Annotated in this window: 23 protein-coding genes; 2 read left to right on the top strand and 21 right to left on the bottom strand. The window is 68.3% G+C overall.

Annotated elements, in window-relative coordinates:
* Nucleotides 1-212: 212 nt before the first annotated feature.
* The 16 genes from ACZK2R_RS09480 to hisS form a co-directional block, all read right to left on the bottom strand.
* Entirely contained in the window at nt 213-944 is a 732-nt protein-coding gene (locus ACZK2R_RS09480) for a copper homeostasis protein CutC (RefSeq protein WP_049424717.1), read from the bottom strand.
* A complete protein-coding gene (locus tag ACZK2R_RS09475) occupies nt 941-1,939 on the bottom strand; it encodes a glycosylasparaginase (protein WP_180837000.1) in 999 nt (332 codons plus the stop codon). Before ACZK2R_RS09475 ends, ACZK2R_RS09480 begins: the two co-directional genes overlap by 4 nt.
* 51 nt (nt 1,940-1,990) lie before the next feature.
* Entirely contained in the window at nt 1,991-3,013 is a 1,023-nt protein-coding gene (locus ACZK2R_RS09470; RefSeq protein ID WP_125892819.1) for a glucokinase family protein, read from the bottom strand.
* A gap of 84 nt (nt 3,014-3,097) precedes the next feature.
* The gene (locus ACZK2R_RS09465; protein WP_125892820.1) at nt 3,098-3,382 is read right to left on the bottom strand and encodes a hypothetical protein; all 285 of its coding nucleotides are present in this window, start codon (nt 3,380-3,382) and stop codon (nt 3,098-3,100) included.
* Between the two features lie 36 nt (nt 3,383-3,418).
* Nucleotides 3,419-5,008 carry a calcineurin-like phosphoesterase C-terminal domain-containing protein gene (locus ACZK2R_RS09460; RefSeq protein ID WP_180836998.1) on the bottom strand — a complete coding sequence of 530 codons (1,590 nt, stop codon included), beginning with the start codon at nt 5,006-5,008 and terminating at the stop codon, nt 3,419-3,421.
* 154 nt (nt 5,009-5,162) lie between these two features.
* Nucleotides 5,163-5,783, bottom strand: coding sequence for a bifunctional phosphoribosyl-AMP cyclohydrolase/phosphoribosyl-ATP diphosphatase HisIE (gene hisIE / locus ACZK2R_RS09455; protein WP_125892824.1), 621 nt, complete (start codon nt 5,781-5,783; stop codon nt 5,163-5,165).
* The gene (gene hisF / locus ACZK2R_RS09450; protein ID WP_005409431.1) at nt 5,773-6,549 is read right to left on the bottom strand and encodes an imidazole glycerol phosphate synthase subunit HisF; all 777 of its coding nucleotides are present in this window, start codon (nt 6,547-6,549) and stop codon (nt 5,773-5,775) included. Before hisF ends, hisIE begins: the two co-directional genes overlap by 11 nt.
* Nucleotides 6,543-7,277: a 1-(5-phosphoribosyl)-5-[(5-phosphoribosylamino)methylideneamino]imidazole-4-carboxamide isomerase gene (hisA, locus tag ACZK2R_RS09445; protein ID WP_125892826.1), complete on the bottom strand. Its 735-nt coding sequence runs from the start codon at nt 7,275-7,277 to the stop codon at nt 6,543-6,545. The genes hisF and hisA overlap by 7 nt, the downstream gene beginning before the upstream one ends.
* A complete protein-coding gene (gene hisH / locus ACZK2R_RS09440) occupies nt 7,274-7,876 on the bottom strand; it encodes an imidazole glycerol phosphate synthase subunit HisH (RefSeq protein ID WP_049424731.1) in 603 nt (200 codons plus the stop codon). The genes hisA and hisH overlap by 4 nt, the downstream gene beginning before the upstream one ends.
* Complete coding sequence (gene hisB / locus ACZK2R_RS09435; RefSeq protein WP_125892828.1) at nt 7,873-8,946, bottom strand: bifunctional histidinol-phosphatase/imidazoleglycerol-phosphate dehydratase HisB; 1,074 nt, start codon at nt 8,944-8,946, stop codon at nt 7,873-7,875. Before hisB ends, hisH begins: the two co-directional genes overlap by 4 nt.
* Nucleotides 8,943-10,037, bottom strand: a complete 1,095-nt coding sequence (hisC, locus tag ACZK2R_RS09430) for a histidinol-phosphate transaminase (protein WP_180836997.1) — start codon at nt 10,035-10,037, stop codon at nt 8,943-8,945. The genes hisB and hisC overlap by 4 nt, the downstream gene beginning before the upstream one ends.
* Nucleotides 10,034-11,329: a histidinol dehydrogenase gene (gene hisD / locus ACZK2R_RS09425; RefSeq protein ID WP_180836995.1), complete on the bottom strand. Its 1,296-nt coding sequence runs from the start codon at nt 11,327-11,329 to the stop codon at nt 10,034-10,036. Before hisD ends, hisC begins: the two co-directional genes overlap by 4 nt.
* Nucleotides 11,326-12,237, bottom strand: a complete 912-nt coding sequence (gene hisG / locus ACZK2R_RS09420) for an ATP phosphoribosyltransferase (protein WP_346486883.1) — start codon at nt 12,235-12,237, stop codon at nt 11,326-11,328. The genes hisD and hisG overlap by 4 nt, the downstream gene beginning before the upstream one ends.
* A 34-nt stretch (nt 12,238-12,271) precedes the next feature.
* Nucleotides 12,272-12,580 carry a YerC/YecD family TrpR-related protein gene (locus ACZK2R_RS09415; protein ID WP_088025802.1) on the bottom strand — a complete coding sequence of 103 codons (309 nt, stop codon included), beginning with the start codon at nt 12,578-12,580 and terminating at the stop codon, nt 12,272-12,274.
* Between the two features lie 494 nt (nt 12,581-13,074).
* Nucleotides 13,075-13,341, bottom strand: a complete 267-nt coding sequence (locus tag ACZK2R_RS09410; protein WP_065428524.1) for a hypothetical protein — start codon at nt 13,339-13,341, stop codon at nt 13,075-13,077.
* Nucleotides 13,342-13,367: 26 nt separating this feature from the next.
* Nucleotides 13,368-14,765 (bottom strand): histidine--tRNA ligase, encoded by a 1,398-nt coding sequence (hisS, locus tag ACZK2R_RS09405; RefSeq protein ID WP_180836991.1) that lies wholly within the window; start codon nt 14,763-14,765, stop codon nt 13,368-13,370.
* Nucleotides 14,766-14,893: 128 nt separating this feature from the next.
* Here hisS and ACZK2R_RS09400 point away from each other — a divergent pair, with 128 nt between their 5' ends.
* On the top strand, nt 14,894-15,646 hold the full coding sequence (locus tag ACZK2R_RS09400) for a Crp/Fnr family transcriptional regulator (protein WP_032127414.1): 753 nt from the start codon (nt 14,894-14,896) through the stop codon (nt 15,644-15,646).
* A 101-nt stretch (nt 15,647-15,747) separates the two neighbouring features.
* Here ACZK2R_RS09400 and thrC read toward each other — a convergent pair whose 3' ends face one another.
* Genes thrC through thrA form a run of 3 tightly spaced genes read right to left on the bottom strand, consistent with a single transcriptional unit; the run spans nt 15,748 to nt 20,479 of the window.
* Nucleotides 15,748-17,034, bottom strand: a complete 1,287-nt coding sequence (gene thrC, locus ACZK2R_RS09395; protein ID WP_180836989.1) for a threonine synthase — start codon at nt 17,032-17,034, stop codon at nt 15,748-15,750.
* A gap of 29 nt (nt 17,035-17,063) precedes the next feature.
* Complete coding sequence (locus ACZK2R_RS09390; RefSeq protein ID WP_478487972.1) at nt 17,064-17,978, bottom strand: homoserine kinase; 915 nt, start codon at nt 17,976-17,978, stop codon at nt 17,064-17,066.
* Nucleotides 17,975-20,479, bottom strand: coding sequence for a bifunctional aspartate kinase/homoserine dehydrogenase I (gene thrA, locus ACZK2R_RS09385; protein WP_180836985.1), 2,505 nt, complete (start codon nt 20,477-20,479; stop codon nt 17,975-17,977). The genes ACZK2R_RS09390 and thrA overlap by 4 nt, the downstream gene beginning before the upstream one ends.
* A gap of 27 nt (nt 20,480-20,506) precedes the next feature.
* On the opposite strand from thrA, the gene ACZK2R_RS09380 reads away from it, so the two are divergent.
* Nucleotides 20,507-20,827, top strand: a complete 321-nt coding sequence (locus ACZK2R_RS09380; protein ID WP_180836982.1) for a hypothetical protein — start codon at nt 20,507-20,509, stop codon at nt 20,825-20,827.
* A gap of 9 nt (nt 20,828-20,836) precedes the next feature.
* Here the strand turns inward: ACZK2R_RS09380 and ACZK2R_RS09375 are convergent, their stop codons facing one another.
* Together ACZK2R_RS09375 and ACZK2R_RS09370 are read right to left on the bottom strand one after the other, a co-directional pair.
* A complete protein-coding gene (locus tag ACZK2R_RS09375) occupies nt 20,837-21,787 on the bottom strand; it encodes a DMT family transporter (protein ID WP_180836981.1) in 951 nt (316 codons plus the stop codon).
* Nucleotides 21,788-21,947: 160 nt separating this feature from the next.
* Nucleotides 21,948-22,646 (bottom strand): helix-turn-helix domain-containing protein, encoded by a 699-nt coding sequence (locus ACZK2R_RS09370; RefSeq protein WP_180836979.1) that lies wholly within the window; start codon nt 22,644-22,646, stop codon nt 21,948-21,950.
* Nucleotides 22,647-22,687: the final 41 nt, after the last annotated feature.

Genomic DNA, 22,687 nt, shown 5'->3' with positions numbered 1-22,687 from the left:
GCAGGTATCCAAAACAATCAACGGGTTGCGAAACATCGCTGAGAAGACGGAGCACACGTCAATGACACGATCGCGACAATCGTGCGCGGAACTATTTTGTCCGTGGCGGGCCGGCGTACGAGGTCGGATCCCCTCACGGAGGGGCTCTGACCCGACTGCATCCAGATGGGGTCAGAGCCCTTCTGCGAAGGGATCCGACCCGGGACTTGCGATCAGGCGTCCAGCGCCTGCCGCAGCGCGGCTACGGTGGCGGTTGCGGTCTGGCTCCAGTCCGGGTCCAGTCCGCGCAGCGCCGGGTTCTGGAACTGCATCGCCGAGCGGCGCAGGCCCTTGGCCGAGGCGTGCAGTTCGGTGCAGCCGGTCTGCCTTGCCACGGTAGCGATGTTGCCCGGTGCCAATCCGGCACCAGCCATCACCGTAATGCGGCCTGCTGCCTGGGTAACGAGGCCTGCCAGCACATCGGCACCCGCCTCGGCACTGACCTGACCGCCCGAGGTCAGCACGCGCTGGCAACCCAGCCCGATCACCTGCTCCAGCGCCGCCGGCAGATCGCGGGCGGCATCGAAGGCACGGTGGAAGGTCACCTGCAACGGCCCGGCAGCCTGCACCAGCTCGCGGCACAGCGCCACGTCGATCCCGCCCTGTACATCCAGCGCGCCGATCACCACGCCATCGCAGCCCAGTGCGCGGCACTGCGCGATGTCACGCAGCATCAGTTCGGCTTCCAGCCCGTCGTAGTGGAAGTCGCCCGGGCGCGGCCGCACCAGCACGAACAGCGGAATCGACAGGCGTTCGCGGGCAATCGCAATGCTGGCGAACGACGGTGTGGTGCCGCCTTCGGCCAGGTTGTCGAACAGCTCGATGCGGTCGGCACCGCCGGCCTGCGCGGCCAGCGCCGATGCCAGCGAATTGCTGGCGATCTCCAGGGTGAGCCGCGTGCTCACGTCTGGGTGCTCGTGTAGATCGATGGCGAGTCGCACAGGTCATCCTGGCGCTGCCCATCGCAGACCGCGTAGACAAAGCCGCGATGCAGCGCGTAAGCGCCGACCTCGCCCTGCTTGTTCATGGCCAGGAAGCAGACCTGCAGTGTCTTGCTCGCTTCCGGGCGCTTGCGCACCACGCGGTCGATCGCTTCGCGGCAGGCCTGCGCGGGAGAGCGTCCGTGGCGCATCAGTTCGACCACCAGGAACGAAGCAGCGTTGCGGATCATTTCCTCGCCGACGCCCGAGGCGGTGGCCGCACCCACGTCGTTGTCGACGTACAGGCCGGCACCGATGATCGGGCTGTCGCCGACGCGGCCATGCAGTTTCCAGGCCATGCCGCTGGTGGTGCAGGCACCGGCCAGATGGCCCTTGGCATCCAGCGCCAGCATGCCGATGGTGTCGTGGTTGTCGCTGTTGCCGGGAATACCGCGGCGCTCGGCATTGATCTGTGGCTGGTACTTCTCGGTCTTCAGCCACTCGCGCCAGGCCGCTTCGGCCTGCGGCGTCAGCAGGTGCTTGCGTTCGAAGCCCTGCTGCACCGCGAACTGCTGCGCGCCCTCGCCCACCAGCAGCACGTGCGGGCTGTTCTCCATCACTTTGCGCGCCACCGACACCGGATGCAGGATGTCGACCAGCGCCGCCACCGCACCACAACGGCCATCGCCATCCATGATGCTCGCATCCAGGCTCAGCACGCCGTCGCGATCCGGGTTGCCGCAATGACCGACAGTGGGGTTGCACAGCTCGCTCTCGGCCCAGCGTGCACCGGCTTCGACTGCATCCAGTGCGCTGCCACCCTGCGCCAGCACCTGCCATGCAGCCTGGTTGGCCGGCACGCCGAAGTCCCAGGTCGAAACCACCTTGGCCCCACCCAGCGTGCGCGCCTGCACGCCCGGCAAAGCCGCCATGCCTGCGGCCAGTGCACCGGCCTGCAGGAACTGCCTGCGATCCACCATCGTCCCCTCCCAGTCTGCAATGCATGGCCGGCCCGATGCCGGCCCTGCCGATCAGTCGTGCGTGGGTTGCCGCGCTGCGTGCCAGACCGCTGCACCGAGCACACCCAGCTGGCCGTGCTCCACCCGCCACACCGGTACCTGGCGCAGCACTTCGGTCAGCACGCCCTTGTTGAGGAAGCGCTCACGGAAGCGGCCATCGGCCAGGAAATCCTGCACATGCGCGGAAATGCCCCCGGCCAGGTACACCGAACGCGCGCCGACGGCGATCGCCGCGTCGCCGGCCAGGCTGCCCAGCCAGGCACAGAACACCTGCAGCGTTTCCACCGCCAGTGCATCCTCGCCGCTGCGCGCCGCGCCGATCAGCGCCTCGGTACTGGTCCACACCGGGGTGACACCGCGCAGTTCGCACAGGCACGGATACAGGTTCATCAGGCCGCTGCCGGACAGCACTCGCTCGTTGTCCACGTGCGCCCAGCGCTGCAGCAACTTGCCCAGCACCTGCAGTTCCAGCGCGTTGCCGGCGCCGAGCGCGGCATGGCCGATCTCGCTGGCCAGCACCGGGCGCTCGCCATCGGCGAAACGCAGCGCGGCACCCAGGCCGGTACCGGCACCCAGCACCAGCGCCGGGAAGGCCTGCGCCGGATCGGCGTCACCATTCAGTGGGACCAGGGTTTCCGGCTGCAGGTACGGGATGGCCAGCGCCACCGCTTCGAAATCATTGATCAGCTGCAGTTCGCGCAGGCCGGACTGTTCGCGCGTGGTCGACAGCGAGACCGTCCACGGCAGGTTCGAGTTGATCAGCACATCGCCATCGAGCAGGCCGGCGATGGCGACCACCGCGGTCTGCACCGGCTGGCCAAGGCCTGCGGTGAAATCGGCCAGGATCGCGGCCAGGCTGGGGTGCTCGGCGCAGGCATAGGTGCGATGGCTGCCCAGCCGCGGCGCGTGGCCGGATTGGGTCTCAGCCAAGGCCAGGCGGGCGAAGGTGCCGCCGACATCGGCAACGACCAGATGGCGCGGAAGACCGCCGCGGGCGGAGTCGGAGGAAACCGGGGACGCTGCTGCGATGGTCACGCTGGCCTGCTTGGATCGATTGAATCGCCCCGATTCTCAGGCATCGGGGCGGCTTTGCCTAGCGCGCCGATGGTTCAGGTTGGTCTATATGCCTTCCTGTTCGGCCACCTGCACGCCATCCACCAGCACGCGCAGGCGCTGCGGGCGGAAGCCGGCGAACAACAGCGGCCGGGTGCGCTCGACCAGCACTTCGTGGCCGGCGATGTGACGCAGCCACGACTGTACCAGCGAGAACGAGAAGTGGGTGCCCGGATGCAGCGGGTGCTGCACCCAGACCTTCTCGGTAGCGCTCTGCAGCAGCATCGCGCCGGTGAACCAGTGGCGGCTGAGCGTCACCGGCGTAGTGCCGGCCATGAAGCGGATATCCATGCGGGGTCCTTTCGCGTTGGGCAGCGACGCCCTGGATCAGGGCTGGGCAGTCTGCAGGCTGTAGCTGGTGGTGGCGGTGAACACTGCACCATCAGGCTGGGTGGAGCGTACCTCGACCTTGTGGCTGCCCACGGCCAGATCGGTCGGCAACGCGCCGCGCCACAGGTGCGGCGATGCAGTGGCCTCCGGCGAGCGATCGTAGCCACGCAGGCTGCTGGCCAGATCATCGGCCACGTTCTCCACCATCAGGCGCGGATCGGGCTGGCTGACCTGCTTCATCGGCTGCCAGGCGCCGCCATCCACGCGGTACTCGACCACGCTCGCGTCCTCGCCCATGTAGACGTTGGCATAGATGCCCCAGGCCGGGTAGGCGCCCTGGCGCAGCACCTTGGGTGCATGCAGGCCGATCTGCTCGGTGGCCGGCTGGCCGGCCACGCGGTACTGCAGCTTGTAGCTGCCGTTGCCGGCCACGTCGAGCAGCGCATAACCCTTCGGTGTGCCATCGCTCATGGTGCTGTCCGGCACGCCGGCGGCATTCTTCACGCCCGACCAGAACGCACCGCAGTTGGCACCGACGTTGTATTCGTGCAGCGGCTTGTCGCCGTTCCAGCCCTCGGCCTTGCCGTGGTAGACGTGCTGCTGGGTGTGGCTGTGGCCGCTGAGCACCAGCACGTTGCGGAAGTCCTTCAGCAGATCGAACAGGCGCTGGCGGTCGGCGTGACGGAAGGTCTCGCGCCCCGGCGCGGCGTCGAACAGCGGGATGTGCATGCCCAGCACCAGCAGGCGATCCTTGTGCAGGCCCTTCAGGTAGCTGGCGAGGAAAGCGAACTGGTCTTCGCGCAGGCCACCGACATACTTCGGCTTGGCCTTGGGGTCATACACCACGTCGTCCAGGAACACGAAACTGGCGCCGCCCTCTTCCACCGCGTAGGTGTCCGGGCCGTAGATGTTGCGCCAGCTGTCCAGCGAATGCTCATCGCTGGCCGCATCGAAGTCGAGGTCGTGGTTGCCCGGCACGTGGAACCACGGCACGCCAAGCTGGGTAGTGACCTTGTTGATCGCCGGGTACAGGGCCAGGTCGTCGTTGACGATGTCGCCCAGGGTGGTGCCCATGCGCGCCCTGGTCTGGCCAACCAGCGGCGCCACGATCGACTGCTGGTAGTAGCCGATGTCCTTCAGGCTGGCGGTCTGCGAATCGGTGAACACCAGCATCTGGAAGCCGCGCCGACTGTCATGGCGATCCGACTGCAGGGCGAAATCCCAGTTGCGGGTGACGTCGCTGGTCGCGGCGATGCCACCGTACTTCAGTGCCGGTGAACCGTTCGGGCGGTAGTGGCGCCAGAACGAAGACAGGCCGTCGGTGGCCTTCGGGAAGGCGTACGCATCAGGCTTGATCACAAATACGGTCTGGCCGTCGCGCACCGGCAGGCTGTAGCTGCCGTCGGCGGCGGTCTTGACGATGGCCTCGCCGTTGGAGACCTGCACCCCGGCCAGGCCCGGATCGGTCGCACCGCGCCCGGATTTGCCGTCGCGCTCCAGGTAGACCTTGCCGCTGACCACGGTGTCCGCGGCCCAGGCCGGCGAAGTCAGCAACAGGCAGCACAGCCAGGTGGCAGGCAGTTTCATGGGCGGTCCGGGAAAGAAAGACCGCCTATTGTAGATTCCGTTGATGACATCGCGCACGCGGTGGCGCATTGCCGGTAGTGCCGGCCGCTGGCCGGCATCCAGCCGATGCCCGACGATCATGAGGTTGCCGGCCAGAGGCCGGCACTACCGTTCCTCAACGATGGCGCTTTTCCAGCACCGCCCGCGCATCATCCAGCGACAACCCGCGCGCGCGCAGCAGCACCAGCAGGTGATACAGCAGGTCCGAGGCCTCGCCCAGCAACGCCTCGTCGTCCTGTGCCACCGCCGCCAGCGCCGTCTCCACGCCCTCCTCGCCCACCTTCTGCGCGATGCGGCGGATGCCGCCCTCGAACAGGCTGGTGGTGTAGCTGCCTGGCGGGCGCTGTACCTCACGCATCGCCACCAGCTGGCCCAGCCCGCCCAGGAAATCCTTCGGTGCCCCGTCGAAACAGCTCTCGGCACCGGAGTGGCAGGTTGGCCCGGCCGGGCGTGCAATCACCAGCAGGGTGTCGGCATCACAGTCGACGCTGATCGACTGCACCACCAGCACGTTGCCGGACTGCTCGCCCTTGGTCCACAACCGCTGCTTGCTGCGGCTGAAGAAGGTCATGTGACCGATGGCCAGCGTGGCCGCCAGCGAATCGGCACTGACATAGCCCAGCATCAGCACCTGCAGGGTGTCGGCATCCTGCACCACCGCCGGCAGCAGGCCGTCGCCCTTGCCCCAGTCCAGCGCCTGCAGCGCATCCAGCGACGGCCTCACTTCAATAGACATCCCGCACCTCGATCTGCTGTCCGCGCAGGTAGCGCTTCAATTCTGGAATGGCGATGGCGCCGCTGTGGAACACACTGGCCGCCAACGCGCCGTCGACATCGGCCTGGTCGAAGGCCTCGGCGAAGTGCTCCATCGCACCGGCACCGCCCGAGGCGATCAGCGGCACCTGGCACAGGGCCCGCGCCTGCTGCAGCTGCACGACATCGTAACCACGGCGCACGCCGTCGCTGTCCATGCAGTTCAGCACGATCTCGCCAGCGCCACGCCGTTGTGCTTCGACAATCCAGTCCAGCGTGCGCAGCGGCACCGCTTGGGTCTTGTCCGGGTCGCCACTGAAACGGCGAACCCGCCACTGGCCATCCGCCTCGCGCACCGAATCGACACCGACCACCACGCACTGCACGCCAAACTCGTCTGCCAGCTCGGTGATCAGCTCCGGGCGACCCAGCGCCGGCGAGTTGATCGACACCTTGTCGGCACCGGCGAACAGCACGCGGCGCGCGGTTTCCACGCTGTCGATGCCACCGGCCACGCAGAACGGAATATCGATCAGGCGTGCGATGCGCTCGATCCAGGCGACGTCCACCGAACGCGCTTCGGGGCTGGCACCGATGTCATAGAACACCAGCTCGTCGGCGCCCTGGTCGCGATAGCGCTGGGCCAGTTCGGCGATGTCGCCCATGTCGACGTGGTCGCGGAAGCGCACGCCCTTGACCACGCGACCATCGCGCACGTCCAGGCACGGAATGATGCGTCGGCTCAACATGCCAGCGCCTCCGCCAGGTCCATGCGCTGCTCCAGCAGCGCCTTGCCGAGGATCGCACCGCCGCAACCTGCGGCACGGGCTTCTGTCACATCGGCCACGTCACGGATACCGCCGGAGGCCTGCACGGCCACGCCCGGCAGCAGCGCCGACAGGTGCTGGTAGAGGCTGATGTTGGGCCCGGCCAGCATGCCGTCGCGGGCGATGTCGGTGCACAACAGGTGGCGCATGCCGGCACGCGCATAACGCTGGGCCAGGTCATCCAGGGTCACGCCGGCGTTCTCGGTCCAGCCGTGCACCGGCAGCTGCCATTGGCCCTGGGCATCCTGGCGGGCATCCAGCGCGATGGTGATGCGCTCGGCACCGAACTCTTCCAGCCAGCCGACCACGTCGTCGGGGCGGCGTACTGCCAGCGAACCCACCACCACGCGGCCGGCGCCGGCATCGAGGATGCGCGCCACGTCGTCGCGGCCGCGCACGCCACCGCCGGTCTGCACCTGCAGCGGCGTCTGCGCACGGATCGACGCCAGCAGTGCCGCAAGGGTGTAGCCACCGGCACGCGCAGCGTCCAGGTCGACCAGATGCATCCACTGCGCGCCCTGCGCAGCGAAGGCCTGTGCACGCGGCAGCGGATCGTCGCCATACGAGGTTTCCTGCGCGTAGTCACCCTGGCGCAACCGCACCACGCGGCCGTCGCGGATATCCAGCGCGGGGTAGACGATGAAACTCATGCAGCAGTGCCCTCGAGGAAGTTGCGCAGCATCAGCGAACCGGTCTCACCGGAGCGCTCGGGGTGGAACTGTGCGCCGTAGTAACGCCCCTGCTCCACCACGGCAGTGAACAGGCCACCGTGGTCGCAGGCAGCAACAGTGTGGGTATTGAGTGGCGCCGCATAGCTGTGCACGAAGTAGGCGCTGGCGCGCTCCGGCACGCCTTGCAGCAGCAGCGATTCGCGCAGCGGGAGCAGGCGGTTCCAGCCCATGTGCGGCACACGGATGCCGCAGGCCGGCACCAGCTTGCGCACCACGCCGGGAATCAGTCCCAGCGCTTCTACGCCGGCCTCTTCGGAGCGCTCGAACAGAAGCTGCATGCCCAGACAGATGCCCATCAACGGCACTTCCAGCCGCTGCAATGGTTCCACCAGACCCTGCGCATGCAGGCGCTGCATGCCGGGACCAGCGGCGCCGACGCCGGGCAGGATCACCCGCTGCGCACCGACCAGGCCATCGGCATCACGCACCAACCGCACCGTTGCACCCAGGCGCTCCAATGCATAGCGCACCGAGCCCAGGTTGGCACCACCGGCATCGATCAGCGCGACGTCGCTCACAGTGCCCCCTTGGTGGTGGGAAGCGCCGTGCCCTGGCGGGCCAACGCCGGGCGCAATGCCCGCGCCAGTGCCTTGAAGCAGGCCTCGACCTTGTGGTGGTCGTTGTCGCCGCGCACCTGCAGGTTGAGGTTCAGGCCGCTGGCGTCGCACAGCGAACGGAAGAAGTGCGGTACCAGCTCGGTCGGCATGTCGCCCACGCGCTCGCGCTTGAACTCGCCCTCGAACACGAAATAGGGGCGGCCACTGAAGTCCAGCGCGGCACTGGCCAGGGTCTCATCCATCGGCAGGGTGAAACCGTAGCGGCCGATGCCGCGCTTGTCGCCAAGCGCCTCACGCAGTGCCTGGCCGAGTGCAAGCCCGGTGTCCTCGATGGTGTGGTGCTCGTCGATGTGCAGGTCGCCCTCGGCCTGGATGTCCAGCGCGAAGCCACCATGCTTGCCGATCTGCTCCAGCATGTGGTCGAAGAACGGCAGCCCGGTGTCGATGCGTGCATCACCGGCCCGATCCAGATCCAGTTCAACGCGGATCTTCGTCTCCTTGGTGTTGCGCTGGACCACCGCGGTGCGTGGCGCGTCGGCCAGTGCGTGGGCGATGCCCGGCCAGTCCCACTCGCCACCGAACTGTTCGGTGCGCAGCTGGAAGCCACGGATGTTGAGGTTGTCGGCGAACTGCAGGTCGGTGATACGGTCGCCGACCATGCCCGAACGCGCCCAGTCGATGCTGCGGTCCTGCAGGTAAGCGGTCATCAGGCCGATGCCCGGCTTGCGGGTGGGCGCATTGTCCTGCGGCCAGCTGCAGTCGATCAGCACGTCACGGAAGGTGATGCCCTGGCTTTCGAAGATCTGCAGCATCAGGTCGTTGGGACCGTCGAAACTGGCGCGCGGGTAGCTGTCGCTGCCGAGGCCATCCTGGTTGGTGACGATCACGAACTGGTAGCCGGCATCGCGCAGCTTCAGCAGCGCCGGAATCACCTGCGGCACGAAGCGCAGCTTCTCGTAGGCGTCGATCTGGAAGTCGGCCGGTTCTTCAATGAGGGTGCCGTCGCGGTCGATGAACAGGATCGGGGTCATGCTGCGGCCCTCCGCGCCGACAGGGCCGCAAGCACGCGGTCATTCTCTTCGGGGCTGCCGATACTGATGCGCAGTGCATCACCCAGCTGCGGCGCGGCGCGCTGGTCGCGCACCACCACACCGGCATCCAGCAAGGTGTCGAACGCTGCCTGCGCATCAGCGAAGCGGACCAGCAGGTAGTTGCCGGCCGAGCGGTACACGCGACGAACGCCGGGCAGGCCTGGCAGCGCCGCGAACAGGCGTTCGCGCTCGGCAATGACCGTGGCTACGCGCTCGGCGGTGCGTGCCAGTGCGGCCGGCTGCAGCGCCTGCACGGCCAGCTCGGCGCACGGGGTCGGCACCGGGTACGGCGCCTGGCAGCGCCGCAGTACGGTAATCAGTTCCGGCGCGGCGATCAGGGTGCCGATGCGCGCGGCCGCAAGTGCGTGCGCCTTCGACAACGTGCGCAGCACTGCCAGATTGGCATGCGTGGCCAGCAACGTGGTCGCCGACGGGCGCTGCGCGTACTCGACATAAGCCTCGTCCACCACCACCAGCGCTTGCCCGCGCAATGCAACCGCCACGCGTTCGACCTCGTCCAGGGCGATGTCACTGCCGGCCGGGTTTGACGGTGCGCACAGGAACACCAGCGTGGCATTGCGTGCCCTGGCGGTGTCGATCACAGCATCCAGATCGGCACGCAGGCCGTCTTCGGTATCCACCAGGGGCACTTCAATCAGTGCGGCGCCCTGCAGGCGCGCGCAGACCGCGTACATGCCAAACACCGGCGGCGTGACCAGCACGCCATCGCGGCCCGGCACGCACAGGGCACGCACCAGCAGATCAATGGCTTCGTCGCTGCCACGGCCGATAAGCAGCTGCGGCGGCGTCACGCCGTACAGCGTCGCCAGGCCCTCACGCAACGCCAGCGGCTGCGGTTCCGGATAGCGCCGGCTGTTGCCCGCCGCATCAGCCGGATTGGCCCAGGCCGACTCGTTGGCGTTCAACCAGACCTCGCCCTGCACCGCCGCGCTGCGCGCCGAGCTGTAGCCGGCGAAGGCCTGCAGATCCGGGCGCACCAGCGCCAGCACTTCATCAATGGCAGCGCTCATGCGGCGGCCTCCATGCGCAGGGCCACTGCACGCTCGTGCGCATCCAGCCCTTCGGCGCTGGCGATGACGCGTGCGCAGCCGCCGATTGCCGCCAAGCCGGCAGCGCTGGCGCTCTGCACGCTGATCAGATTCTGGAAGCTGGCCACGCTGACACCGCTGTAGGCGCGCGCGGCACCCGCAGTGGGCAGCACGTGATTGGTGCCGCTGCAGTAGTCGCCCAGCGCTTCGGGGGTGTAATCGCCCAGAAACACCGAGCCGGCCGCCTGCACCTGGCCCAGCCACGCGCGCGGATCACGCAGGGCCAGGATCAGGTGCTCGGGCGCATAGCGGTTGCTGATCGCGAAGGCCTCGTCCAGCGAATCGACCTGGATCAGCCGCGACGCCGACAACGCCTGTCGCGCGATCTGCTGGCGCGGCAGCAGGGCCACCTGGCGCTCCACCTCTGCCTCGACCGCCGCCAGCATCGCGGGGGCGTCGGTCAGCAGCAGTACCTGCGAATCCGGACCGTGCTCGGCCTGCGACAGCAGGTCGGCGGCAACGAACGCCGGATTGGCGCCGGCATCGGCGATCACCAGTACTTCGGAGGGACCAGCCGGCATATCGATGGCGGCGGCGCCATCCTGTGCGACCTGCTGCTTGGCTTCGGTGACGAAGCTGTTGCCGGGCCCAAACAGCTTGTCACAAGCCGGAATGCTGGCCGTGCCATAGGCCATCGCGGCGATCGCCTGCGCACCACCCAGCTTGAACACGCGCTGCACGCCGGTCAGGCGCGCGGCTACCAGCACCGCCGGATCGGCGCTGCCATCGGCGCGCGGCGGCGTGCACAGCACCACCTGCGGGCAGCCGGCCAGCTGCGCCGGAACGCCCAGCATCAACGCGGTGGACGGCAACGGCGCGCTGCCCGCCGGCACATACAGGCCCACCCGGCCGATCGGACGCAACATGCGTTCGCAGACCACGCCCGGCGCGGTTTCAACTGCATAGCCTTTGCCCATGCCAGCGGCGTGGAAGCGCGCGATGCGTTCGGCGGCTTCGACCATCGCCTGTCGCAGTTCGGCGGGCACGGCGGCTTCGGCAGCGGCGAATTCGGCTTCGGAAACTTCAAACGAGGCCAGCTCGACACGGTCGAAACGTGCAGTAATCGCACGCAATGCGTCGTCGCCCTGCGCGCGCACCTGTGCAATCAGGGCCGCCACCGCGTCACGGGTCTGCTGCGCCACGGTCTGCACCGGGCGGGTCAATGCCGCGCTGCGCGCGGCCTCATCAAGTCGGGACCAGATCAGACGGTTCATGCCAGCGACCGCTCCACGCTCAGTACCATCAGGCCCTGCGCACCCGCGCGCTCGAGTTCCTCCATGCGCTGCCAGCTCAGCGGGCCGGGGCACATGGTCTGCAGGCGCAGCGCCCCGCCATCGGCCGGCAACCGCACCAACGGCTCGGCATCGGCCAGCAGCTGCGCCAGCGCGTCGACGCGGTCCTCGCTGGCACGGAACATCAACAGCTTGCGGTCCTGGCGCTGAACCACGCCGTCGAGGCGGCGCAGCAGCATCGCGCGCAGCGATGCACGTGCATCATCCGGCGCGCGCACCGCGCCGGCCAGCACCGCCTCGCTGTCGAGCAGGTTGTGCACTGGGGTCAGCTGATTGGCGCGCAGGGTGGCGCCGCTGGACACCAGATCGCAGATCAGGTCGGCGGTGCCCAGGCGCGGGGCGATTTCCACCGAACCGGACAGCTCGACCACCTGTGCGTCCACGCCCTGCTCGGCCAGCCACTGCTTGAGGATGGCCGGGTAGCTGGTGGCGATGCGGGTGCCGGCCAGCTGCGCCGGACCCTGCCACTGCCATTCCTCGGGCACCGCCAGCATCAGCCGGCACTGGCCGAAGCCCAGCCCGCGCAGCGCCTGATAGGCGTCAGGCAGGCCGATCTGACGGCGCGCCGCGGCCTGTTCGTCCAGCTCGTTGCGGCCGACGATGCCGAGGTCGCAGACGCCGTCGGCGATCAGGCCGGGGATGTCGTCGTCGCGCACCAGCAGCAGGTCCACCGGCAGCGATTCGCCGTAGCAGAACAGCTTGTCGCGGCTCTCGCGCCAGCTCAGGCCGCAGGCGCTGAGCACGTTGCGCGCGGGTTCGGCCAGCCGGCCACTCTTCTGGATGGCGATACGCAGCCGGTCTCGTGCCGGCGCTGCCTGGGTTGCACTCATGGGGGATGTCTCGAAGTTCGGAACGGGGCGCGGATCAGCGCGAAGCAAGGCGGTCGATGGCGGCGGCATAGCCTCGATGGCCATGCTCGAGCGTGCGTGCCACCCGTCCGGTGGTGGTCACGCTGACGCCGGTGCGCTCGTGGATCTCGCGGTACGGCACGCCCTGCTGCAGCAGCGGCACCACTTTCCAGCGGTCGGCCATGGCTTCCAGCTCGGCCGGGGTGCACAGATCACGCAGGAAGGCTTCGACCTGTTCCGGTTCGCGCAGGGCGGCAAAGGCTTGGGCCAGGGCTTCCAGGTCGGCCTTTGGGTCTTTGGCGGCAATCTCGGGGCGGGCTTTCACGGGGCTGTTTCCATGCATCAATGTAATAGCGCGCTAGTACATTAACGCATTCTTGCGCAGTGCGTCAAATCGAGGGTTGAGGGGCCGCAGGGCTGCTGCCCTGCACCCGCAGAGGCAAGAGCCAGAGCAACGGCAAAAGCTGGTTTCCCGAGGGTTGGCGGGATGGATCCGGTTGAGGGGGGCGCTGCAAGTACCCCTACGGGGCCCGGCCCAGCCGCTGGCGGCTGTGCGTTCGGGCGCTTGCGAAGCCGTGCTTCGCAAGCAAAGCGCCCTCACCCATGTAAGCTCGGTCGCCGCATCCATGCGGCTCACGCCCCCTCAACCGGACCCACCCCGCCTTCGACAGTTGGCCGCGATCTGCTGGATCTCGCTGGGAAACTGATCGGAACCGGCTTTTGTAGAGTCGAGCCATGCTCGACTGCTCTTTCCCCACAAACGCAAAACGCCCACCAAGGGGCGGGCGCTCTGCTTTCAAATCAACAACCTGGCCCGACTCAGGGCAGGCAGCGCACCTCGGCCTGCAGCGCGCCGCGCCGCAGGCATTCGCCGAACAGGCTGCCCTGCCGGCTCGGCAGGGACTGGATGTTCTCCAACGCCCCCGCTCCCGCCCGGCACGTCCGCGAGGCCAGGGCCTGCAGATCGTCCTCCAGCTGTGCGCGGTCGATCGCATGGCAGCGATCAACCGCCAGCCGGTACTGCGCCGGCCCGATCCGCGTGCTGTGCAGCGCCGGGTCGCTCTGGCAGCCCGCCAGCAGAAGCACGCTCAGCACTCCTGCGGCGGCAGGCTTCACACCATCGCCTTGGACTGCTCCAGCTCCACCAGAAGGGTGCTGGCCAGTTCGTCGCGCGACACTTCGAACTGCTGCTCGCGCAGCAGGTCCTTCACCGCAACCACACCGCGCGCCAGTTCATCCTCACCCGCCAGCACCACGAAGCGGATGCCTGCCTTGGCCGCGTACTGGAACTGCTTGCCGATCTTCTTCGGCTCCATCTGCACTTCGGTGTTGATGCCACCGGCACGCAGGCGGCGGGCAATGTCCAGCGACTGCGGCATGCCCTGCTCGTCCATCAGTGCAACCAGCGCCTGTACGCTGCTGGCTTCGATGCCGTCGATCAGGCCGGCCTCACGCAGCTGCCAGAACAGGCGCGACAGGCCGATGGAGATACCGACGCCCGGCAGCTTCGACTTGCTGTAGTGGCTGGCCAGGTCTTCGTAGCGGCCGCCCGAGCAGATCGAGCCGATCTGCGGGTGGTCGGTCAGCGTGGTCTCGTAGACGGTGCCGGTGTAGTAATCCAGACCGCGCGCGATGGAGAAGTTCAGGCAGTAAGCGGTTTCCGGCACGCCCAGCGCCTGCACCAGCTGCAGCACTTCGCGCAGTTCGGCGACGCCGGTGCGCAGGATCTCCGAAGAACCGGCGTCGGCTTCCAGCGTCGCCAGCTGCGCCAGCGCATCGGCATGGCCCTGCGAACGCACGGCGACGAACGCCAGAATCTTCTCGACCTGTTCTGCCGGGATGTTGAAGCCCTCGCCCACCAGCGTCTCGCGCACATAATCGGCGCCGCGCTTGTCCAGCTTGTCCACTTCGCGCAGCACCGCCAGCTGGCGCTCGCCTTCGGCCACGCCCAGGCTCTCGAAGAAGCCGCGCATCAGCTTGCGGTTGTTCAACTGGATACTGAAATCACCGATGCGCAGTTCAGAGAACACCGCTTGGATGACCGCCAGCACTTCGGCGTCGTACCGCACGCTCAGGCTGTCCTTGCCGATCACATCGATGTCGCACTGGTAGAACTCGCGGAACCGGCCGCGCTGGGCGCGCTCGCCGCGGTAGACGCGCTGCATCTGGTAGCGGCGGAACGGGAAGGTCAGTTCGTGTTCGTGCTCGGCCACGTAGCGCGCCAGCGGCACGGTCAGGTCGAAGCGCAGCGCCATTTCCGGCAGCGAGCGATCGCCCGACTCGGCCGCGTTCGCCAGCGCCCCGGTGGACTGCACGAAGTACACCTGGCGCTCGGTCTCGCCACCGGACTTGGTCAGCAGCACGTCGGACAGCTCGAACACCGGCGTCTCCACCGGCAGGAACCCGAAGCGCTCGTAGTTGCGGCGGATGACGTCCAGCATGCGCTGGAACGCAATCTGCTCGCGCGGCAGCAGTTCAAGGGTGCCGGGCGGGGTACGGGGCTTGATCACGGGCGGAACTCCTGCTGGAACGGGACGTGGGAGGGGGCGACATTCTAGCGCCCCCGCCTCGGGCAGGGTCGAACGGCCGCTTGAAGTATCATAAGGCCCTCCCCGCCCGCGATACGCCCCCCCGCAACATGTCACGGCCTTCCGGCGCTCCGCCCGCCACCAACGATCCCGCCTCGCCGTCCTGCACCACGCTGGACTGCCTGCACTGCTCGGTTCGCCACCTTGCGGTGTGCTCGGCGCTGTCGCCCGATGAAGTGCAGGCGCTGGAGCAGGTCACCGTCTCGCAGCAGGTCAGCATGGGCAGCACGCTGGCCCGCACCGGTGAAGAGCGCGACCATGTCTATACATTGACCGGCGGCGCACTGCGGCTGGTGCGCACCCTGGCCGACGGCCGCCGCCAGATCAACGGCTTCGTGCTGCCCGGCGACTACCTGGGCCTGAGCGGCAGCGACCACCATCGCTACGACATCGAGGCCATCGCCGACAGCCGCGTCTGCCGCGTCGCGCTGCCACAGATGAAGGCACTGCGCAGCCGTTTCCCGCACCTGGAGCGCAAGCTGCTGCAGCGTGCCTGCCAGGAACTGGATGCCGCGCAGGACGCCGCGCTGGCACTGGCGCGCCTGCAGCCGGCCGAGAAGCTGGCCGATTTCCTGCTGCGCCTGGCCGCGCGCGAGGCCAAGCTGGGCGGCGACGGCCTGCGCGTATCGCTGCCGATGGGCCGCGGCGATATCGCCGACCATCTGGGCCTGACCATGGAAACGGTCAGCCGTACCTTCACCAAGCTGCGCCAGCAGGGGTTGATCGCCTTGCCCCACCTGAACGTGGTGGAGATCCTCGACGAGGATGGGCTGCGTACGCTGGCCGGTGAAGGGTTGATCTGACCGCATCGCGGTTCATGGGGTTGCCGGCCAGCGGCCGGCACTACCAGATAACGCAGCACGGGTAGTGCCGGCCGCTGGCCGGCAACCGCGTCCCTCTCCGCTCAGCGCAGCAGTACCTCACGCAATGCCGCGTAATCGGCCGCCAACGGTTCGGCGTGCGCCGGCCGCTGCAGCAACGCATCCAGTGCAGGCGGCACCGCCACCGTTTCGCCGATCAGCGGCTCGACCACGGCCTCGAACTTGGCCGGATGCGCCGTGGCCACCACCGCCCAGTCGCCCTTGGCACCACGCGCACGCAGGTCCTGCAGCACCTTCACCGCGGTCGCCGTGTGCGGGCAGAACAGCTCGCCATTGCTGGCATGCGCCGCCGCAATCGTCGCGCGGATGGTCACGTCATCCACCGCGAACGCGCGGAACGCAGCACGCAGTTCCGCGTCGTCGCCGTGGTAGAGCCAGCGCAGTCGCTCGAAGTTGCTCGGCGCACCCACGTCCATTGCATTGGCCACCGTCGCCACACTGGCCTGCGGCTGGTAGTCGCCGCCATTGAAGTACACCGGCAGCACGGCATTGGCATTGGTGGCCAGCACGATCTGACCGATTGGCACGCCCAGCGCGCGCGCCAGCACGGCCGCCATCGCATTGCCCAGGTTGCCGGTCGGCACCACCAGATTGAGCCGGCGACGATGCGCCGCGTAGTGGCTCAACGCCGCATGCGCGTAATAGCTCATCTGCGGTAGCAGTCGGCCCAGGCTGATGCTGTTGGCCGAGCTCAACGGCACCTGCGCCTGCAGTTCGCGATCAGCCAGTGCCTGCTTGACCATCGCCTGGCAATCGTCGAACGCACCGGCCACGCGCAGGGCCTGGATGTTGTCGCCGAAACAACCGAGCTGATGCGCCTGGCGCGGAGATACGCGGCCATCCGGATACAGCACCACCACGCGCACGCCGGGCTGGCGATGGAAGGCCGCCGCAACGGCGGCACCGGTATCGCCGGAGGTGGCGACGACGATCGTCAGATCGCGGTCCTTGCCGGCCTGCAGCCGCGACAGCGTACCGGCCAGGAAGCGCGCGCCGATGTCCTTGAACGCCGCCGTCGACCCATGGAACAGCTCCAGCACGTGGTCACCATCGCCGAGAGCGCGCAGCGGGACCGGGAAGTCGAAGGCGTCGCGACAGATCGATGGCAGAGCAGACTCCAGCGCGTCGCCAGCAAAGAACGGCATCAGCAGATCGGCGGCGGTATCGGCCAGCGTCGCGCCGGCCTGCAGCTCACGTGGCGCCGGCAGCATCTGCGGAACATACAGCCCGCCATCGGGCGCCAATCCGGCGGCGATCGCCGCGCTGAGGCCAACGGCCGGAGACTGGCCGCGGGTCGAAACAAATTGCATGGGTTCAGTATCCAGTAAAGGGGTAGGATTCAGCACAAGCGGGCTCCCGGTGCATCCAGCGGTGACACCCAGGCATCGCTGTCAAAACCTGCGGCTGCAAATGCGGCCTGCACCGGTGTGGCGGCGGTACGCGCCTGGTCGGCATCCTCGAACCAGGCGAACACGCTGGGACCGGCACCGGAAATGCCCGCGCCCATTGCATTGGCCGACAGCGCCGCATCACGTGCGGCTTCGAAGCCGGCAATCAATCCGGCCCGGCGCGGCTCCACCAGCACGTCGCGCAGTCCCGCGCGCACCAGTGCGGAATCGCTGCGATGGCAACCACTGAGCACCAGTGCGAGGTTCGCGCTCTGCGCCACGAACTCGCCCAGCGCATAGCTGCCCTGCAGGGCCTGGCGTGCGCGGCGTGTTTCCAGCACCGCATGCGGATGCACCAGCAGGCTGTGCCAGGTAGCCGGCACCGGAATCGGCAGCAGCCGGTCGGCCGTGCACAGCGCAAGACCACCCAGCAGCAGCGGCCCCACGTTGTCACCGTGGCGGCCACCACTGGCCACCGCCTCGCCATCCAGCGCAAACGGATACAACGCCTCGCGGGACAGCGGCACATCCAGCAGCGCGTTGGCGGCGACCAGCGCCGCAACACTCGACGCTGCCGAACCGCCCATGCCGGAACCGAACGGAATGCCCTTGTCGATCTCCACCACGAAACCGAAGTCCAGGCCCAGCCCTGCGCGCAGCGACATCAACGCAGCACCCGCAGTGTTCCCGGCGGCATCCAGCGGCAACTCGACGGCACTGCCGCGGATCGCCTCGATGCGCACCAGCGGCTCATCGATGCGGTGCACGCTCACGGTATCGCCAATGCCGGCAATGGCATGGCCGAGAATATCGAAGCCCACCGCCACGTTGGCCACCGAGGCAGGCGCGAACGCACGTGCGATCACAGGCGCGCTCCTTCACCGGCCGCGACCCGCAGCAGGTCGGCAAACACACCGGCCGCGGTGACTTCCGGGCCGGCGCCCGGCCCCTGCACCACCAGCGGGTTGTCACAGTAACGGCGGGTGCGGAACTGGACCACGTTGTCGGTCAGCCGCAGGTTGGCGAAGGCATGATCGGCCGGCAGTTCCTGCAGGCCGACCGAGGCGCCGTCGGCACCCAGCCGTGCCACATAGCGCAGCACCGCCCCCCGCGCCCGCGCGTCCTGCAGGCGCTGCAGCAGGCTGGCGTCGGACTCGCCCAGCCGCGCCATGAAGGCATCCACGCTGCCCTCGCGCAGCAGCGCCGGCACAAGGCTTTCCACTTCAACCTGCTCAAGGCTGAGCGCGTGGCCGGCTTCGCGGGCGAGGATCACCAGCTTGCGCGCCACATCCACACCCGAAAGATCATCGCGCGGGTCCGGCTCGGTGTAGCCCATCGACCGCGCCTGCGCGACCAGCTGCGAGAACGGCTGGCTGCCATCGAAGCGGTTGAACAGCCAGGCCAGCGTGCCGGAGAAGATGCCTTCAATCGCCAGCACCTCGTCACCGGTATCGACCAGATCGCGCAGCGTGGTGATCACCGGCAGGCCCGCGCCGACCGTGGCCTCGTAGCGGAAGCGCGCGCCACTGGCCGCCGCTGCAGCACGGATGCGCTGGTAACGCGGCAGCGGCCCGGCACCGGCCTGTTTGTTGGGGGTGACCACATGGATGCCGGCCGCCAGCCAGCCCTCATAACGCTCGGCCACCTCGGCACTGCCACTGCAGTCGATCACCACCGCATGCGGCAGGTGGGCGGCCAGCAGGTGTTCGGTGAAACGATCCAGATCGCTGGACTCGCCCGCTTCGCGCAAGGCCTCCCGCCAGTCGGCGTGCAGGCCATCCACTTCCAGGCGCATGCGCGAACGCGAGGCCAGCGCGCGCAGGCGCAGATCCACATTGGCCTTGGCCAGCAGCTGCGGGCGTGCGGCAAGCAGCTGGTCCAGCAGTGCGGCACCGACGTTGCCCGGCCCGATCACACCGACCGCAAAGGTCTGCGGCGACAGCCAGAAGCCGGCATGCGCGGCGCGCAGGGCGCGGGTGGCATCGGCACTGTCCACCGCCACCGAAATGTTGCGTTCGGACGAGCCCTGCGCGATCGCCAGGATGTTCACCTGCGCACGGCCCAGCGCCTCGAACAGACGTGCGGCCACACCGGGCTGGCCGGCCATGCCGTCACCGACCGCGGCCAGCACGCTGACGCCCTCGCTGACCTGCACGCGTTGCACCTGGCCCACCGACAGCTCATGCGCGAACGCATGCAGCAGCGCTTCGCGGCCACGGCCGGCTTCAGCAGCACGCACCACGCAGCAGATCGAATGTTCCGACGAACCCTGCGAGATCATCACCACCGACACCTGCGCCTGGCGCAGGGCGGCGAATACGCGCTCTGCAGTGCCCGGCACGCCCATCAGACCGGTGCCTTCCAGGTTCAACAGGGCCAAGCCGGGGCTCAGGGTCAGGCCCTTCACCGGCCCACGCGGCGAGCGCTCGGCACTGATGCGCGTCCCCGGATGCGCCGGCTGGAAGGTATTGCGGATGAAGATCGGCAGGCCGAGGCGGATCGCCGGCGACATCGTCTGCGGGTGCACCACCTTGGCGCCGAAATAAGCCAGCTCGCAGGCCTCGTCGTAGCTCAGCGACTCCAGCTGCACCGCCTCGGGCACCAGCCGCGGGTCGGCCGACAGCACGCCGTCGACATCGGTCCAGATGTGCAGTTCATCGGCGTTGAACAGCGCGGCGAAGATCGCGCCGGAGTAATCGCTGCCGTTGCGGCCGAGCGTGGTGATGCGGTCATGACGGTCACGGGCGACGAAGCCGGTAGCGACCAGGCGTGGCTGCGGATGCTGCAGGCGCCACTTGGCCAGGCGGTCGGCGCTGGCTTCCCAGTCGACATCCACGCCCAGTTCGCCATGCCCCACCACCAGTACGTCGCGCGCATCCAGCACTGCACAGTCTGCGCCCAGCGCCTGCAGGTGCGTGCCGAGCAGCTGCGCGGAAAACACTTCGCCCAGGCCCTGCACGCGGTCGAGTACTTCGCGTGGCAGCTCGCCGATCACCGCCAACGCTGCCAGCACGTCGGCCAGTTGATCGAAGCGGGCGTCGATCCATTCGACGGTCTCGCCCACCTGCTCGCCCAGCAGCGCCACAGCGGCGCCACGATGGCGCGCGCGCAGCGCATGCCAGGCCTCGCGCCAGCCTTCGTCCCCCTTGGCTGCCAGCTGGGCCAGATCGATCAGTGCGTCGGTGACGCCCTTCATCGCCGAGACGACAGTGACCTGCAGCGATTCGGGGCGGGCCAGCAGCAGGCCGGCAACATGGCGGTAGCGTTCGGCATCGGCCACCGAGGTGCCGCCGAACTTGTGCACGACGATGGACGGTGCAGCCAGATCGGCCGGGGCAACGGGATGAGCGGGGGCGTGGGAAGACATGCAGACCTCGGTAGGAGGCCCCGTCGCATGCAGGTGTCGAGTTTCCCCGCCACCTGTATGGTGCGGGGCCGTGGTTTTCGGGAGTTACACGAAGACGACGGGCCGCACCAGGGCAGTGGTGACGGTGGTGGTGGTAATGGTGGTGGTGGCGACCGGCGCAGTCGAACGGCCCGCAGTAGCGGGGGCGATCAGGCTGGCGTGGGCGGCATCAAGAACCATGACGCACAGAAAACACCGGGCGCCGGGCCGCTGTCAAGTGCTGCGGTGCAAAAAGTCGTTGCCGCCATCATCGGCCAACGTGCCGACATTTGGTTGCATCTGAGACAAAGCGGCCATCAGTATGCTTGACGGCCGCATTCAGCCGGCATGTTCGGCGATCGCGCGGGGCGTGCGATGCGCATGCGCGCACAGCATCACGCCGGCCACCAGGAACACGATCGCCAGCGCTTCGAGCAGGGAGGGCCAGCGCTGCTGCCAGGCGAATGCGTAGAGCAACGCGAACAGGGTCTCGAACACGATCATCTGGCCGGTCAGGGTCAGCGGCAGCAGGCGGCTGGCACGGTTCCAGAACGCATTGCCAAGGATCGAGGCGACCACCGCCACACCTGCGCTGATCGCCCAGAAACCACCCCACTGCGCCGCCGTGTGCCCGCCGGTGTGGCCGATGAAGGCCATCGGCACCAGCAGTAGAGCCAGGCCGCCGGTGGTGACACCGGTCAGCAGCGACCAGTCGTGGCTGGACAGATCCGGTCGGCGCGCCAGCCAGCGGCTGTTGCCGATCGAGTACAACGCCCACGAGAACAGCGCGCCGAACGCGCACAGCAGGCCGATCAGGCGCTGCCGCCACGGTGTCGCGAGGTGCTCAGACATCAGTGCTTCCCAGCCAACCAGTGCCACGCCCAGCACGCACAGGCCCAGTGCCGGCAGCAGCTGCTTGAGCGGCACCGCGCCCTGCTCGCGCACACCGACCAGGGTCACCACCACCGGAATCAGGCCGACAATCAAGGACGCCGCCGCACCGCCGGCCCACTGCACCGCCGTCGCCAGCAGCAGGAAGTACACCAGGTTCCCGGCCAGGCTCAGCCACAACAGGCCGATCCACTCGGCGCGGCCCAGCCGTGGTGCCAGCCGCTTCCAGCGCGGCAGCAGCAGGGCTACAGCGATCAGACCGTAGACCAGATAGCGGCCGGCCGACAGTTGCAGGGCATTGAACGACTGCAGCACGGCGGGCGCGAGGAAGACCACGCCCCACAGCGCGCCAGCGGCAACGCCATTGGCGATGCCCAGGGCCATCGGGTTGTTGCGCATTCGGGTTCTTCGGGGGGAGAGAACAGGCCGCGCAGTGTAAGCGCTGGCCGCTGGGCGCTCTTGACCGAGGCTACTGCCCTCCCGCCTTTGTAGCGTCGAGCCATGCTCGACTGCCGTTCGCGAGGTGGTCGGTGCAGAAGCCGTCGAGCATGGCTCGACGCTACAGTCCGGCGTTCCTGCGCCACGCGGCCGGGGTCTGCCCACACTCACGGCGCAGCGCGCGGGTCAGTGCACTCTGCTCGGAATAGCCTGCGGCCAGCGCGATATCACTGATCGGCGCCGTGCTGGAGCGCAGCTGGTGCTTGGCCCAACGCAACCGGCATGCACTGAGCCATGCCTGGGGGCTGAGCCCGAACTCACGCTGGAACAGCGCGTGCAACCGGCTCTCGCTGACCCCGACAGACGCGGCCATGCGCGCCACCGGCCACGCCTGGCCCGGATCGGCCTGCACTGCCGCACACAGTCCCTGCATGCGCGCGCCACTGCCGGCCGGTGCAAATACCTGCAGCAGCTGCGGCAGCAGGGCCGGCATCGGCTGCCCGTCCTGCACGCCCGCCAGGCGTTGTCGCAGCGCATGCGGCAGGTGCAGCCAGCGCTGCCGGCACAGATGCTCCTGCGTGCCGTCATCAAGCACGCCGGGAGGACAATCGACGATCACGAAACCGTTCGGGCCATCGGCCATCTGGTCATGCGCTTCGCCGGCCGCAACGAAAACCCCCTGCAGCAGGTCCAGGCGGCCACCGCGGCCTTCCATCTCGAAGTGCAGTTCGCCCTGCAGCGGCAGCACCCACTGCGCGTAGTCATGGCGGTCCAGGCCGGTGGCCTGGCCGTAGTGCCGCAGATGGAAGATGGCGCCCATCCGCGCAGTGTGCGCGTGTAGCAACGGCCGTGCAAACCGCT

This window comes from Stenotrophomonas sp. 96582_Sma (assembly GCF_056480905.1).
The sequence above is the reverse complement of the archived record's forward strand: the minus strand, read 5'-3'. Positions and strand labels throughout refer to the sequence as shown.